The sequence below is a fragment of the Pseudoduganella rivuli genome (assembly GCF_009674485.1).
Taxonomy (GTDB): Bacteria; Pseudomonadota; Gammaproteobacteria; order Burkholderiales; family Burkholderiaceae_D; genus Rugamonas; species Rugamonas rivuli_B.
Genome location: NZ_WKJJ01000004.1, coordinates 400,686 through 413,802 on the forward strand (window position 1 = coordinate 400,686; position 13,117 = coordinate 413,802).

Genomic DNA, 13,117 nt, shown 5'->3' on the forward strand with positions numbered 1-13,117 from the left:
CGGAGTTCATCCGGCGACAACTGTCACTTGAACAAGTGCCCATGAAAGGAATTCCCAAAAATGAAAGTGCCCGAATTGTAGGCAGGCAATTGAGGAAGGTCAAGCTTAAGTTACAACTGGTTACGGGATGGGCTGCCTGGCAATCTGTAGAGCTGCATTAATCCGTTTAAGGGACGCAGTTTTGCTGAACTATCCAGTGTCGCCATGGGTGGTTGCCGGCAAGGATTTTCAGTCCCTGGTGGCTTGGTGCCGTGTCACTCTGGCGGCAACACCAGCAACGCCCGAAAATCATTGACATTGGTCCGCGTCGGCCCCGTCACCACACTGTCGCCCAGCCGCTGGAAAAAACTGTGCGCATCGTTGAAATCCAGCGCATCGCGTGGCCGCATCCCGGCGGCCCAGGCCCGTTCCAGCGTATCCGGCGTGATCACGGCGCCGGCGATTTCCTCCTGCCCATCGACACCATCGGTATCCCCGGCCAACCCGTATATCCCCGGCGTCCCCTGCAGCGCGATGGCGCACGACAGCAGGAATTCCACGTTCCTGCCGCCCCGGCCCTTGCCGCGGACGGTGACGGTGGTCTCGCCGCCGGACAGCAGCACACAGGGCGCCGCGAATGGCTGACCGTGCGCTGCCGTGTGCAGCGCCATGCCCGCCAGTACCTTGCCCACGTCGCGCGCTTCGCCTTCCAGGCTGTCGCCCAGGATGTACGGCGTGACGCCGGCATCCCGCGCCACGCGGGCCGCCGCTTCCAGCGCCATTTGCGGCGTGGCGATCATGTGCACTTCAGCCCGGGCCAGGCGGGGATCGCCGGGTTGGACGGATTCACCGGCGCCGCTGGCCAGCGCATCGAGGACGGCCGGCGGCGCGGCGATGCCGTAGCGGCGCAGGATCGCCAGCGCGTCGGCGCAGGTGGAATCGTCCGGCACCGTGGGGCCCGAAGCGACGTCGCGGGGATCGTCGCCGGGCACGTCGGAAATCAGCAACGTGACGACGCGGGCCGGATGGCAGGCGGCGGCCAGCCTGCCGCCCTTGATGGCCGACAGGTGGCGCCGCACGCAATTCATTTCCGAGATGGTGGCGCCGGATGTCAGCAGTGCACGGTTCAGTTGCTGCTTGTCTTCCAGGGTGATGCCGGGCAAAGGCAGCGGCAGCAACGACGAACCGCCGCCCGAGATCAGGCACAGCACCGTGTCGTCCGCCGACAGGCCGCGCACCAGCTCCAGCATGCGTTGCGCGGCATCCAGTCCCGCCGCATCGGGCACCGGATGGGCAGCTTCGACGATTTCGATGCGTTCGCACGGCGCGCCGTAGCCGTAGCGGGTGACCACCAGCCCCTTCAGCGGGCCGCGCCAGTGTTGTTCCACGGCCAGCGCCATTTCCGCCGATGCCTTGCCGGCGCCGATCACCAGCAGACGGCCTTTTGGCCGTTGCGGCAAGGCGGGCGGCACGCACAGCGCGGGCTGGGCGGCCGCCACGGCGGCGTCGAACATGCGGCGCAGCAGGACGCGTGGTTCCGTGTGCAGAGTGTTTGGCATGTTGCGCTCCATGATTCAGGCCGTCGCCTTGTGCAGCGCGACCGTTGCTGTCGCGGGCGCGGTTTCCACGGCGGGTTCGGCAGGGGTGTCGCCCGAATACAGCGCCTGCAATTCCTCGGCGGACGAACCGCCGTCAAGCACGCGGTGCATGCGTTCCCGATCAATGGCGCCGACCCAGCGGGCAATGGCCATCGTCGCCACGGCGTTGCCGATGGTGTTGGTGATGGCGCGGGCTTCCGACATGAAGCGGTCCACACCCAGCAACAGCACCATGCCGGCGACAGGGATCTTGCCCATCGACGCCAGTGTCGCGGCCAGGGTGATGAAACCGGAACCGGTGACGCCGGCCGAACCTTTGGAGGTCACCATCAGCACGCCCAACACCACCAGCTGGTCAGTCAAGGTCAGCGGGGTATTCGTGGCCTGGGCAATGAAGATGGCCGCCATCGTGTAATAAATGCACTGGCCGTCCGGGTTGAAGGTCACGCCGGACGGGATCACGAGGCCCACCACCGGCTTCGAGATGCCGACGTGTTCGAGTTTGCGCATCAGCTGCGGCACCACGGATTCGGAGGAACTCGTGCCCAGCACGGTGAAGATTTCTTCGCGGATGTAGCGCAGGAATTTGAACAGTGAGAAGCCGCACACGCGCGCCACCAGTCCCAGCACGACCACCACGAAGACGATGCAGGTGACGTACATGCATGCCATCAGCTGGCCCAATGACATCAGCGACGCCAGGCCGTATTTGCCGACCGTGAAGGCGATGGCGCCGAACGCGGCCAGCGGGGCGACGCGCATGATCATGCCCACCATCAGGAACATGCTGTTGCTGAACGATTCCAGGAAGTCGACCACGGGCTTGGCGCGCTTGCCCATGCGGGACAGCGCAATGCCCAGCATGGTGGCAAACACGAGGATTTGCAGGATATCGTTTTTCGCCAGCGACTCGACCACGCTGGTGGGAATCATGTTCATCAGGAAGTCGATGAAGGTGCCGCCCTTGGCCGCGGCCGCCGTGTAATTGCCGATGCTGCTGGTATCGAGCGTGCGCGGATCGATGTTCATGCCGGCGCCGGGCTGCGCGAAATTCACCACGACCAGGCCCAACAGCAGGGCAAAGGTGGACATCACTTCAAAATAGATCAGCGCGCGCACGCCGACCCGGCCCAGCTCCTTCATGCTTTCCATTTTCGCGATGCCCAGCACCACCATGGCAAAGATCACGGGGGCGAACACCATCTTGATGAGGCGGATGAACGCGTCGCCCAGGGGCTTCAGGTCGGCGCCGAGTTTGGGATAAAGCAGGCCGAGCAGGCCGCCGGCGAGGACGCCGATCAGCACTTGCACGTACAGTTTTCCGAAGAATTTCCTGGACATGATGTCTCCTTGTTTATTGATTGCGTTGATTGAGCCCCGCCGGGCTCTGTGGCCGGTCGGGGCATCGGCGTTGCTGGTGCTTATGCGGCCTGGCGCTGCGCGCCGTCCGCCAGCCATGCGCACACGGCGTCGGTCACGTCGGCCGTGGTGGCCGCGCCGCCCAGGTCGCGCGTGTGCAGCGCCGGATTGGCGGTCACCGCTTCAATCGCCTGCATCACGCGCTGCGCGGCGCCCTGTTCGCCCAGGTGTTCCAGCAGCATGACGACGGACCAGAACGTGCCGACCGGGTTGGCCAGTCCTTTACCCATGATGTCGAACGCGGAACCGTGGATCGGTTCGAACATCGACGGATAGCGGCGTTCCGGGTCGATGTTGCCGGTCGGGGCGATGCCCAGGCTGCCCGCCAGCGCGGCGGCCAGGTCGGACAGGATGTCGGCGTGCAGGTTGGTGGCGACGATGGTGTCCAGGGTGGCGGGACGGTTGACCATGCGCGCGGTGGCGGCGTCGACCAGTTCCTTGTCCCATGTCACATCGGGAAAGTCGCGTGACACTTCCAGTGCGATTTCATCCCACATCACCATCGCGTGGCGCTGTGCATTGCTCTTCGTGATGACGGTGAGCAGCTTGCGGGAACGCGATTGCGCCAGCTCGAAGGCAAAGCGCAGGATGCGTTCGACCCCGACGCGCGTCATCATCGATACGTCGGTCGCCGCTTCGATCGGGTGGCCCTGGTGCACGCGGCCGCCCACGCCAGAATATTCGCCTTCCGAGTTTTCCCGGACAATTACCCAGTTCAAGTCTTCCTGCTTGCAGCGTTTCAGCGGGCCATCGATGCCGGGCAGGATGCGGGTGGGGCGCACGTTCGCGTACTGGTCGAAGCCCTGGCAGATTTTCAGGCGCAAGCCCCACAGCGTGATGTGGTCGGCGATGTCCGGGTCGCCGGCGGAGCCGAACAGGATGGCGTCCTTGCCGCGCAACGCATCGAGACCGTCGGCCGGCATCATGACGCCATGCCGGCGGTAGTAATCGCCGCCCCAGTCGAAGTTTTCGAATTCAAAGCGGAAACCGGCGCCGGCGGCGGCCAGCGCTTCCAGCACGGCGCGGCCGGCCGGGACGACTTCCTTGCCGATGCCGTCGCCAGGGATGGTTGCGATGTGGTAGGTCTTCATGGTGCGTCTCCTTCAGTGTTTGGGTGGGAAGTGAGTGCACTGTATCGGGTGGACGGCATTATAAATGGCCGCTAAACTCAATCCATTGTTAACCTGTACTTCCACAATCTTTCAACAATTGACGATGAGCAGCGGATTCCAGCCGGCCGAACTGGGCTTTTTTGTCACCTTGTCCACTTGCGGCAGCCTCAGCGGCACCGCGCGGGAACTGGGCATCACCACGTCGGCTGTCAGCAAGCGGCTGGCGCAAATCGAGGCGCGCATCGGCGTGCCGCTGGTGAACCGCACCACGCGCCGCATGGGTTTGACGCCGGAAGGGGAAGTGCTGTTGCAGCACGGACGGCGCATCCTCGACGAAATCGCGGACCTGGACCAGTTGCTGACGGCGTCGAAGGGCACGCCCAAGGGGCAGTTGCGCGTCAATGCGACGCTGGGCTTTGGCCGCCTGCATGTGGCGCCCGCGATTTCCCGCTACGTGCTGCAATACCCGGAAGTGGACGTGCAATTACAGCTGTCGGTGGACCCGCCCGCGCTGACCGACGACCAGTTCGATGTGTGCATCCGTTTCGGTGTGCCGGCTGATACGCGGGTACTGGCGCGCCGCCTGGCGCCGAACCGCCGCCTGCTGTGCGCGGCGCCGAAATATCTGGCGGCGCGGGGCGAACCGAAAACTCCGGACGATTTGCGCAAGCACAATTGCATCAGTATCCGCCAGGGCGACGAGGCGTATGGTTTGTGGCGCCTGTATTCCGGCCGCGAGCCCGACAAACATGCGGACGCGGTCAAGGTTCGGGGTAATTTGACCACCAACGACGGGGAAATCGCCGTCAACTGGGCGCTGGACGGGCATGGGATTTTAATGCGGGCTGAATGGGATATCGCGCGCTACCTGCAAACAGGGCGCCTGGTGCAGGTACTGCCCGGGTACCGCACGCCGGATGCGGACATTTATGCCGTGTTTCCGCAGCGGCACCAGTTGTCGGCGCGGGTACGCACCTTCGTGGATTTCATGACGGAGGCGCTGGCCCAAAAAATTCCGTAATCCGGTGCTTGACCTTCCAATTATGGTAAGGATTAACCTGATTTTGCTGGCTGCTGACAGCCCGCTTAACCTCAAGGAGATCACCATGAATTTCGTCAACCGCTACACCGCCCGTCCTTCGACCGCCACCGCCTGCACTTGCCGCGTCTGCCCCGGCGCGGGCTGCAACTGCGGCTGCGCCGCGCAAGCCCCGGCACACCGCTGCAGCTGCGGTCCGAACTGCGCCTGCGGCGAGAACTGCCAATGCAATGCCGGCACGTCCAGCCGGACCTGACGCCGGCGCGGCGCCACGGTATATGGCGGCGTAAGCTGCTATATACCGTGGGCACGGGCTGCGGCAAAACACCATTCCGCTATAATCGTCAGCCCGTCTTACCTCCCACGAAAAGTTAGCCATGAGTCAAGTCCAGCCTGAAATTTCCCGCGCCTTGCAAGCCGCCGCCCGTGTCCAGGCCATCGAGCCGTTCCGCGTCATGGAAATCATGAAGGCGGCCAGCGACGTGGCGAAGTCCGGTGTGGACGTGATCAGCATGAGCGTGGGCGAACCGGATTTCACGGCGCCGGAACTGGTGGCCGAAGCGGCAGTGCGGGCGATCCGAAGCGGCGCCACGCAATACACGGATGCATTGGGCTTGCCCGCGCTGCGCGAAGCGATCGCCGGCCATTACCGCGATGCGTTCGGACTCGATATCCCCGCGCGCCGCATTATCGTGACGGCCGGCGCCTCGGCCGGCCTGCTGCTGGCCTGCGCCGCGCTGGTATGCGACGGCGACGAAGTGCTGATGCCGGACCCCAGTTATCCGTGCAACCGCCATTTTGTCTCGGCGTTTGGCGGCAAGGCGGTGCTGCTCCCATCCGGCCCGGAACAGCGCTACCAGCTGACGGCGGAACACGCGGCGCAGCATTGGGGCCAGCGTACGCGCGGCGTGATCGTCGCGTCGCCGTCGAATCCGACCGGTACGTCGCTGACGGTGGAACAGATGACGGGATTACTGGCGGCCGTGAAGGCGCGCCACGGCTTTGCCATTGTCGACGAGATTTACCAGGGCTTGTCGTATGGCCAGCAACCGCACAGCGCGCTGGGGCTGGATCCCGATGTCATCACCGTCAACAGTTTTTCCAAGTATTTCAATATGACGGGGTGGCGCCTGGGCTGGCTGGTGGTGCCAGAGGCGCTGGTGGGCGTGATCGAGAAACTCGCGCAAAACCTGTTCATTTGCCCGTCGACCGTGGCGCAGCATGCGGCGCTGGCGTGCTTCCACCCGGATTCCATCGCCGTCTATGAACAGCGCCGCCTTGAGTTCCAGCACCGCCGCGACTTCTTCGTGCCGGCGCTGCGTGAACTGGGTTTCGGCGTGCCCGTAATGCCGGACGGCGCATTCTATGTGTATGCCGATTGCAGCCAAGTGCCGCACCTGGCGGCCGGCGACAGCACGCAATTCGTGATGGCCGTGCTGCGGGAAGCGGGCGTGGCTTTCGTGCCGGGCGACGATTTCGGCGTGGCCGCTCCCCGGCGCCACGTGCGGTTCTCGTACGCGACCGCCTATGACCGGATCGAGCAGGCGGTGGCGCGGATGGGCAAGCTGTTCGGCCGCTGACCGCGGCGGGTTTCAGGCGGTGTCTTTTACGCGCGTTCGCGGCGCGGCGGGGGCGCCGAACAGTGCCGCCACCATCGGATCGCGCCGGATCACGCAGGTCTTCACGCGTCCATAATTGGGCCGGTCGTCGGCAAGACGATGGATGCGATGGCCGTCGGTGGTGACGGTCACGCTCATGGACGGGCCGCGGTAGGCGGGAAAAATGCTCATCATTCATCTCCATTGAAAAGTGTCAGGCGGAGCGCAGGATGGCCACCGCGTCATCGCGCCGGCGCAGCCGCGCGTGGACGCGCAGGGCATGCGCAAGGTTGATGCACAATAGGCAGGCCGACAGGCAAAACATGGCCGCCGCCGGCCGCGCCAGCATTTCCGGGCGCACGCAAGCGCCCAGCAGCAGTACCAGGGCCGCCGCGTGAGTGTGGAACTGGCGCTGCACCCACGGAGCGGGAATCATGCTGGTCACGCTCGGCACGCTGCGGCAGCCTCCCTCAACTGTGTTTTGCAGGTGATACCAGACCAGGAACGGCACGATCTTGTACAGCATGCCGTTGATGGCGGAGAAGGCAAAGCCCGCCACCAGCAGCACGCCCAGCAACAGCGGCGTGCCGGTGGCCGATGGCGCGGCGGGCAGCACGCCCAGCACGCAGGCTGCCAGCAGGCTGGCGATGGCGGCATACCAGAACAGGGTGGTGGCTTCGGCTTTGGGCCGCTTGCGGCGCACCAGCAGCATGCACGTTGCCAGCCCGAACGCGGTGAAGCCGGCGGCGGCGGCCAGTGTGCCGCTGTGCGTGAAGGCGCGCGCGGCGCGGCCGGGCAGTCCGCTGGCCACCGACAGCACGACCAGCAAAATGAACAGCCAGGGCGTGAGGCTGCGCGTCATCCAGCCCGGATACAGCGCCGTCACCTGGAACATCGGCACTACCTGGTAGGCGACGCCGACGATCAGCAGGCCGGTCCATCCCAGCAAACCCCATGCCGCATGGACATCCGTCACATGCAGCAAGGGCAGCGGCAGCGTGCCCGGCCAGGCAAACTGGCTGGCCAGCAAGGCGCCCAACACGGTGGTCACGGCCAGCGCGGCCAGCGCCGTGCGGGTCGCCGCGACCATGGACGTCGCGCCTTCCGCATGGCGTTGCCACAGTGCGGCGGCGCACAGGCCCACCAGGCCGAACAAAGCCGGCGCAAGCAGGACCAGCGCAGCGGCAAACAGCAGCGGACGTTCCAGCAGGAAGGCGGCGGCCAGCGTCACGGCGCCCGCGCACAGCGCCGCGTGGGCGGCCGCGCCGGCACGGTGCCGCCCGATCGGGACGCCCGCCACGGAAGGCAGAATTTGCAGCAGGGATCCCAGCATGGCCATGCACAGGCAGCCCAGCGTCAGCAAGTGCGTGGCGGCCAGCATGGCGGATGTCCAGCGGCTGGCGAAGGCCGCCGGACCGGCCCATAGCAGCAATGCGCCGGCCAGCAGCGCAAACACCGGAGCGCACAGCAGGAAGCGCAGCGGCAGCGACAGCGGGGGATTATGGGAGAAAGTCAGGGAACGCTGCATGGGGATACCGCCTGGTGTCAGGCGGCGTCGCGCCAGATCAGCAACTGGTAGGTGCGGTCTTCCTGCCAGCCGCCGCTGCGGCGGAAATTGTTTTGCTCCAGCACGCGGAACAGCGGGTGAGGTTCGCGGTCCAGTTTGACCAGCAATGCGCCCTGCGGAGGCATCTCGTCGAGCGCTTCCAGGATGAACATCATGGGCTCGGGCGGCTCCAGGCCGGTAACGTCGATTTCGCGGGTCGCGCTGGGAAAGGTATTGGTGTGCATGGTGTGTTCTCATCCGTATTGACCTGAATTCATTGTCACATTCAGTCAAGTGTTGCTTCCTTGATCGAAGTCAAGGAAAGGCGTGATCGGCGCGGGGTACAGTGCGCCGTGCCAATTTGATGAACCCCACTCATGACCCATGTACCTGAATCCAACGCGCCGATCGAACTGGTTTGCCCGGCGGGCAGCCTGCCGGCGCTGAAAGCCGCCGTCGATCACGGCGCCGACTGCGTCTATCTTGGCTTCCGCGACGCCACCAACGCGCGCAATTTCGCCGGCCTTAATTTCGACAACGCCGCCATTGCGCAAGGCGTGGCCTATGCGCACCAGCGCGGGCGCAAAGTGCTGCTGGCGCTGAACACCTATCCGCAACCGGGCGCCGTGCAAGTATGGCGCGACGCCGTCGGCCGCGCGGCGCAGGCAGGCATCGACGCCGTGATCCTGGCCGATCCCGGCCTGATGCGCTACGCGTCCGAGCGCTACCCTGATTTGCGCCTGCACTTGTCGGTGCAGGGCTCGGCCACCAGCGCCGACGCCATCAATTTTTACCAGCGCCACTTCAACGTGGCGCGCGCCGTGCTGCCGCGCGTGCTGTCGCTGGCGCAGGTCGGGCAAGTGCTGGAGAACACCACGGTGGACATCGAAGTGTTTGGGTTCGGCAGCCTGTGCGTGATGGCCGAGGGGCGCTGCCAGCTGTCGTCGTACGCCACCGGCGAATCGCCCAACACCCATGGCGTCTGCTCGCCCGCGAAGGCGGTGCGCTGGCAGCCATCGCCGCAGGGGCTGGAGGCGCGCCTGAACGGCGTGCTGATTGATCGTTACGCCGATGGCGAAAACGCCAGCTACCCGACCCTGTGCAAGGGCCGCTTCGACGTGGCCGGCGAAACCTATTACGCGGTGGAGGAACCGGCCAGCCTGAACACGCTGGAACTGTTGCCGCGCCTGATGGCGATGGGCGTGCGCGCCGTCAAGATCGAAGGTCGCCAGCGCAGCCCGGCCTACGTGGCGCAGGTGACGCGTGTGTGGCGCGAGGCGATCGACCAGTGCCACGCCAATGCGGCCCGCTACAGCGTGCGCCCGGCGTGGATGGCGGAAATGAACAAGGTGGCGGAGGGCCAGCAGCACACGCTGGGCGCTTACCACCGCGCGTGGAAATGAGAGGAGCCATATGTTGAAACTGGCGCTGGGACCTTTGCTGTATTACTGGCCGCGCGACACCGTGCTGGCGTTTTATGAGGAAGCCGCCGCCAGCGCGGCCGATATCGTGTACCTGGGCGAGACCGTCTGCTCGCGCCGCCACGAGATGCGCCTGGCCGACTGGATGGGCGTGGCGGAACGGTTGCAGGCGGCGGGCAAGCGGGTGGTGCTGTCCACGCTGGTACTGCAGGAGTCCAGTTCGGACGCCGCCGCCCTGCGCCGCATCGTGCGCAACGGCCACTACCAGGTGGAGGCGGGCGACATGGGCGCCGTGCACCTGCTGTCCGGTGACGATGCGCCGCCGGGCGGTTTCATCGCGGGGCCGCACTTGAACATCTACAATCCGTGCACGCTGCACCTGATGCACGATCTTGGCGCGCGGCGCTGGGTGATGCCGCTGGAAATGGGGCGCGAGGGGCTGGCCGCCATCCTGCGCAAGCGCCCGGCCGGGATGGAAACCGAGGTGTTTGCGTATGGCCGCATGCCGCTGGCGTTTTCCGCCCGCTGCTTTACTGCCCGCAACCGCAATTTGCCGAAAGACGACTGCCGCTTCAGTTGCCTCGACTATCCGGACGGCCTGTTGCTGGAAACCCGCGAACACCAGCCTTTCCTTGTGCTGAACGGGATCCAGACCCAGTCGGCGCAGATCTATAACCTGGCCGCTGACGTGGACGACATGGCGGCGCTGGGCGTCGACGTGCTGCGTATCAGTCCCCAGGCCACCGGCACCATCGGCGTGCTGGCCGCGTTCGACGCGCTGCGGCGCGGCGGCCAGCCGGCCCCAGGCAGCCTGGCTGCGCTGGCGCCGGGCGTGGCGTGCAACGGTTACTGGCACGGCAAGGCCGGCCTGGAACAGGAGGCGGCATGAACCGCATTCCGTCCCAAGGCACGATGGCGCATCCCGGCTTTCCGCCGCCGCTGGCCGCGGTGCTGGGCCGCCTGCCACCGTATCCCGGCTCGATGCTGTTCGCCGCCGCCCTGAACCTGGTAGTGCGCCCCCACTTGCCGGACGACGTCAAGGCCAGCCTGCAGGGGCGGACGCTGCGCATCGCGGTCACGGACGCCCGCGTGGCGTTCGACTTTACGTGGCGGCAGGGCGGCTTTTGCGCGCTGCCGCGCGGCGCCGGAACCGACCTGGAAATCGCCGCCGGCGCGGGCGATTTCGTCGCGCTGGCGCGGCGCGAGGAAGACCCGGACACGCTGTTCTTCAGCCGGCGCCTGGTCATGTCCGGCGATACCGAGCTGGGATTGCTGGTTAAAAACACCCTCGACGCGATGGACACCCCGCTGCCGCAGTCGCTGCGCGCCGCGCTGTCGCACTGGCTGCGCCGGACCACTCGCTAAGGAGCCGCCCATGGCCAGCCCATTTCCGCTACCGCTGGTGTATTCGTGCTCGGGCTGCTCCAGCGCGGCGCAAACCGCCAACGCGGCAGCGCTGCAACTGGACCGCTATGGTGTGGCCGAGATGTCCTGCATCGCGGGCGTCGGTGGCGGTGTGCCGCCACTGGTCAGGCTGGCCCGTTCCGGGCGCACCATCGTCGCCATCGATGGCTGTGCGCTGGCGTGCGCCCGTGCCTGCCTGGCGCGGCAGGGCGTCGAACCCACCCATCACGTGCTGTTGCCCGACCTGGGCATCAGGAAAAAGTTCCACACGGATCCCGATCCACAACATGTTCCCGCCATCGTGCACGTGGTGGCGGGGCTGCTGGCGCAACCCGCCGTCAATGAACAGGAACCCTCATGAAGAATTTATCCATCGCGCTGCTGGACGCGCTGAAACAGCATGGCGCCCGCGCGCTGTTCGGCTTGCCGGGCGATTTCGTGCTGCCGTTTTTCCGCCACGCGGAGCAATCGGGCATCCTGCCCCTGCATACGCTGAGCCATGAACCGGGCGTTGGCTTCGCGGCCGACGGCGCGGCGCGCTACCTGGGCGGCCCCGGCGTGGCCGTGGTCACTTATGGGGCCGGCGCGCTGAACCTGGTGAACGCGGTGGCCGGGGCGTATGCGGAAAAAGTGCCGCTGGTGGTGATTTCCGGCGCCCCCGGCGCGCTGGAACGGGGCAATGGCCTGCTGTTGCACCACCAGTCGCGCACGCTCGATTCGCAACTGGCGATCTTCCGTGAAATCACGTGCGACCAGGTGGTGCTGGACGACGCGCGGCAGGCCCCCGCGCTGATTGCGCGCGCACTGCGCAACTGCCTGTCGCAGTCGCGGCCGGTGTATATCGAATTGCCGCGCGATATGGTCGATGCGCCCTGCGCGCCGGTGACTCCCCTGCCGCCACCAGCGTGGGATGCGGAGGCGGTGCAGGCATGCGCCCGCGAAGTGCTGCGGCGGCTGGCGGCCGCGGCCAATCCGCTGCTGCTGGTCGGCATTGAGATCCGCCGCTGCGGCGTCGAGCACAAGGTGGCGGAACTGGCGCGCCTCTTGCGGATACCGGTGGCGACGACCCTGATGGGACGCGGGCTGCTGGTCAACCAGGACGCGCCGCTGCTGGGCACTTATCTGGGCGTGGCGGGCGATGCGGAAGTGACGCGCGCGGTGGAAGAGTCGGATGCCTTGCTGATGCTGGGCGTGCTGCTGTCTGACACCAACTTCGGCGTATCGGCCCGTAAAATCGACTTACGGGGCAGCATCCTCGCGCTCGACGGGCAGGTCACGCTGGGCCACCACGTGTACCCGGCCATCCCGATCGAAGCCTTGCTCGATGCGATGCTGGACGAAGGCGCGCCGCTCGACCGCACGGCACCGCAGGGTCTGGCGCAGCCGGCGCCGTACGGCATGCCGGAAGACGGCGCGGCCATCGCGCCCGGCGATATCGCGCGCGCCGTCAACGATGCCTTGCGGCTGGCCGGGCCGATGCCGCTGGTGTCCGATATCGGCGACTGTTTCTTTACCGCGCTGGACATGCAGGGCGAAGGCTTGCTGGCGCCCGGCTATTACGCCACCATGGGCTATGGCGTCCCGGCCGGCCTTGGCCTGCAGGCGGCCAGCGGCCGGCGGCCGCTGATCCTGGTGGGGGACGGTGCGTTCCAGATGACGGGTTGGGAACTGGGCAATTGCGCACGCTCCGGGTGGGACCCGGTTGTCATCGTGTTTAACAACCAGGGATGGGAAATGCTGCGGGCCTTCCAGCCGGAGGCGCGCTATACGGATCTGGGCGACTGGCGGTTTGCCGCGATGGCGCCGATGCTGGGCGGCGACGGCTATCGCGTGCAGACGCGGGGTGAACTGGCGCGGACGTTGCGCCATGCGCTGGACAAGCGGGGGCGTTTCCAGTTGATCGAAGTGATGCTGCCGCGCGGCGCGCAATCGGCGACACTGGAACGATTCGTCGCCGGCGTGCGGCGTGGGCAGGCGCGGCCTTGAGATGAAGCTAGATGG

The 13,117-nt window shown here is 66.2% G+C and carries 14 protein-coding genes; 8 read left to right on the forward strand and 6 right to left on the reverse strand.

Annotation, left to right across the window (positions count from 1 at the left end):
• Nucleotides 1-254: 254 nt before the first annotated feature.
• From GJ700_RS08670 to GJ700_RS08680, 3 genes are all read right to left on the reverse strand, one after another.
• Nucleotides 255-1,538, reverse strand: coding sequence for a glycerate kinase type-2 family protein (locus GJ700_RS08670; protein WP_154372655.1), 1,284 nt, complete (start codon nucleotides 1,536-1,538; stop codon nucleotides 255-257).
• Nucleotides 1,539-1,553: 15 nt separating this feature from the next.
• Nucleotides 1,554-2,918, reverse strand: a complete 1,365-nt coding sequence (gene dctA / locus GJ700_RS08675) for a C4-dicarboxylate transporter DctA (RefSeq protein WP_154372657.1) — start codon at nucleotides 2,916-2,918, stop codon at nucleotides 1,554-1,556.
• A gap of 80 nt (nucleotides 2,919-2,998) precedes the next feature.
• The gene (locus GJ700_RS08680) at nucleotides 2,999-4,087 is read right to left on the reverse strand and encodes a tartrate dehydrogenase (protein WP_154372659.1); all 1,089 of its coding nucleotides are present in this window, start codon (nucleotides 4,085-4,087) and stop codon (nucleotides 2,999-3,001) included.
• 124 nt (nucleotides 4,088-4,211) lie between these two features.
• Here GJ700_RS08680 and GJ700_RS08685 point away from each other — a divergent pair, with 124 nt between their 5' ends.
• From GJ700_RS08685 to GJ700_RS08695, 3 genes are all read left to right on the forward strand, one after another.
• Complete coding sequence (locus GJ700_RS08685; protein ID WP_195763831.1) at nucleotides 4,212-5,129, forward strand: LysR family transcriptional regulator; 918 nt, start codon at nucleotides 4,212-4,214, stop codon at nucleotides 5,127-5,129.
• 85 nt (nucleotides 5,130-5,214) lie between these two features.
• Nucleotides 5,215-5,403 carry a hypothetical protein gene (locus tag GJ700_RS08690; protein ID WP_154372663.1) on the forward strand — a complete coding sequence of 63 codons (189 nt, stop codon included), beginning with the start codon at nucleotides 5,215-5,217 and terminating at the stop codon, nucleotides 5,401-5,403.
• Between the two features lie 121 nt (nucleotides 5,404-5,524).
• Nucleotides 5,525-6,727: a pyridoxal phosphate-dependent aminotransferase gene (locus GJ700_RS08695; RefSeq protein ID WP_154372665.1), complete on the forward strand. Its 1,203-nt coding sequence runs from the start codon at nucleotides 5,525-5,527 to the stop codon at nucleotides 6,725-6,727.
• 12 nt (nucleotides 6,728-6,739) lie between these two features.
• Here GJ700_RS08695 and GJ700_RS08700 read toward each other — a convergent pair whose 3' ends face one another.
• The 3 genes from GJ700_RS08700 to GJ700_RS08710 are packed head-to-tail and all read right to left on the reverse strand — an operon-like array spanning nucleotide 6,740 to nucleotide 8,536.
• Entirely contained in the window at nucleotides 6,740-6,940 is a 201-nt protein-coding gene (locus GJ700_RS08700; protein ID WP_229506886.1) for a hypothetical protein, read from the reverse strand.
• A gap of 19 nt (nucleotides 6,941-6,959) precedes the next feature.
• Nucleotides 6,960-8,273 (reverse strand): permease, encoded by a 1,314-nt coding sequence (locus GJ700_RS08705; RefSeq protein ID WP_154372667.1) that lies wholly within the window; start codon nucleotides 8,271-8,273, stop codon nucleotides 6,960-6,962.
• Nucleotides 8,274-8,290: 17 nt separating this feature from the next.
• Nucleotides 8,291-8,536, reverse strand: a complete 246-nt coding sequence (locus GJ700_RS08710; RefSeq protein ID WP_154372669.1) for a DUF2249 domain-containing protein — start codon at nucleotides 8,534-8,536, stop codon at nucleotides 8,291-8,293.
• A 132-nt stretch (nucleotides 8,537-8,668) separates the two neighbouring features.
• On the opposite strand from GJ700_RS08710, the gene ubiU reads away from it, so the two are divergent.
• The 5 genes from ubiU to ipdC are packed head-to-tail and all read left to right on the forward strand — an operon-like array spanning nucleotide 8,669 to nucleotide 13,102.
• On the forward strand, nucleotides 8,669-9,694 hold the full coding sequence (ubiU, locus tag GJ700_RS08715) for a ubiquinone anaerobic biosynthesis protein UbiU (protein WP_154372671.1): 1,026 nt from the start codon (nucleotides 8,669-8,671) through the stop codon (nucleotides 9,692-9,694).
• A 10-nt stretch (nucleotides 9,695-9,704) separates the two neighbouring features.
• Entirely contained in the window at nucleotides 9,705-10,601 is an 897-nt protein-coding gene (locus tag GJ700_RS08720) for a U32 family peptidase (RefSeq protein ID WP_154372673.1), read from the forward strand.
• Nucleotides 10,598-11,077: a ubiquinone anaerobic biosynthesis accessory factor UbiT gene (gene ubiT / locus GJ700_RS08725; RefSeq protein ID WP_308700660.1), complete on the forward strand. Its 480-nt coding sequence runs from the start codon at nucleotides 10,598-10,600 to the stop codon at nucleotides 11,075-11,077. Before GJ700_RS08720 ends, ubiT begins: the two co-directional genes overlap by 4 nt.
• A gap of 10 nt (nucleotides 11,078-11,087) precedes the next feature.
• Nucleotides 11,088-11,477, forward strand: coding sequence for a putative zinc-binding protein (locus GJ700_RS08730; protein WP_154372675.1), 390 nt, complete (start codon nucleotides 11,088-11,090; stop codon nucleotides 11,475-11,477).
• Complete coding sequence (gene ipdC / locus GJ700_RS08735; RefSeq protein ID WP_154372677.1) at nucleotides 11,474-13,102, forward strand: indolepyruvate/phenylpyruvate decarboxylase; 1,629 nt, start codon at nucleotides 11,474-11,476, stop codon at nucleotides 13,100-13,102. Before GJ700_RS08730 ends, ipdC begins: the two co-directional genes overlap by 4 nt.
• Nucleotides 13,103-13,117 lie beyond the last annotated feature (15 nt).

Excerpts from the sequence above, each read along its gene's own strand:
- GJ700_RS08670 (WP_154372655.1), bottom strand. The coding sequence starts at position 1,538 with ATGCCAAACACTCTGCACACGGAACCACGCGTCCTGCTGCGCCGCATG.
- dctA (WP_154372657.1), bottom strand. The coding sequence starts at position 2,918 with ATGTCCAGGAAATTCTTCGGAAAACTGTACGTGCAAGTGCTGATCGGC.
- GJ700_RS08680 (WP_154372659.1), bottom strand. The coding sequence starts at position 4,087 with ATGAAGACCTACCACATCGCAACCATCCCTGGCGACGGCATCGGCAAG.
- GJ700_RS08685 (WP_195763831.1), top strand. The coding sequence starts at position 4,212 with ATGAGCAGCGGATTCCAGCCGGCCGAACTGGGCTTTTTTGTCACCTTG.
- GJ700_RS08690 (WP_154372663.1), top strand. The coding sequence starts at position 5,215 with ATGAATTTCGTCAACCGCTACACCGCCCGTCCTTCGACCGCCACCGCC.
- GJ700_RS08695 (WP_154372665.1), top strand. The coding sequence starts at position 5,525 with ATGAGTCAAGTCCAGCCTGAAATTTCCCGCGCCTTGCAAGCCGCCGCC.
- GJ700_RS08700 (WP_229506886.1), bottom strand. The coding sequence starts at position 6,940 with ATGATGAGCATTTTTCCCGCCTACCGCGGCCCGTCCATGAGCGTGACC.
- GJ700_RS08705 (WP_154372667.1), bottom strand. The coding sequence starts at position 8,273 with ATGCAGCGTTCCCTGACTTTCTCCCATAATCCCCCGCTGTCGCTGCCG.
- GJ700_RS08710 (WP_154372669.1), bottom strand. The coding sequence starts at position 8,536 with ATGCACACCAATACCTTTCCCAGCGCGACCCGCGAAATCGACGTTACC.
- ubiU (WP_154372671.1), top strand. The coding sequence starts at position 8,669 with ATGACCCATGTACCTGAATCCAACGCGCCGATCGAACTGGTTTGCCCG.
- GJ700_RS08720 (WP_154372673.1), top strand. The coding sequence starts at position 9,705 with ATGTTGAAACTGGCGCTGGGACCTTTGCTGTATTACTGGCCGCGCGAC.
- ubiT (WP_308700660.1), top strand. The coding sequence starts at position 10,598 with ATGAACCGCATTCCGTCCCAAGGCACGATGGCGCATCCCGGCTTTCCG.
- GJ700_RS08730 (WP_154372675.1), top strand. The coding sequence starts at position 11,088 with ATGGCCAGCCCATTTCCGCTACCGCTGGTGTATTCGTGCTCGGGCTGC.
- ipdC (WP_154372677.1), top strand. The coding sequence starts at position 11,474 with ATGAAGAATTTATCCATCGCGCTGCTGGACGCGCTGAAACAGCATGGC.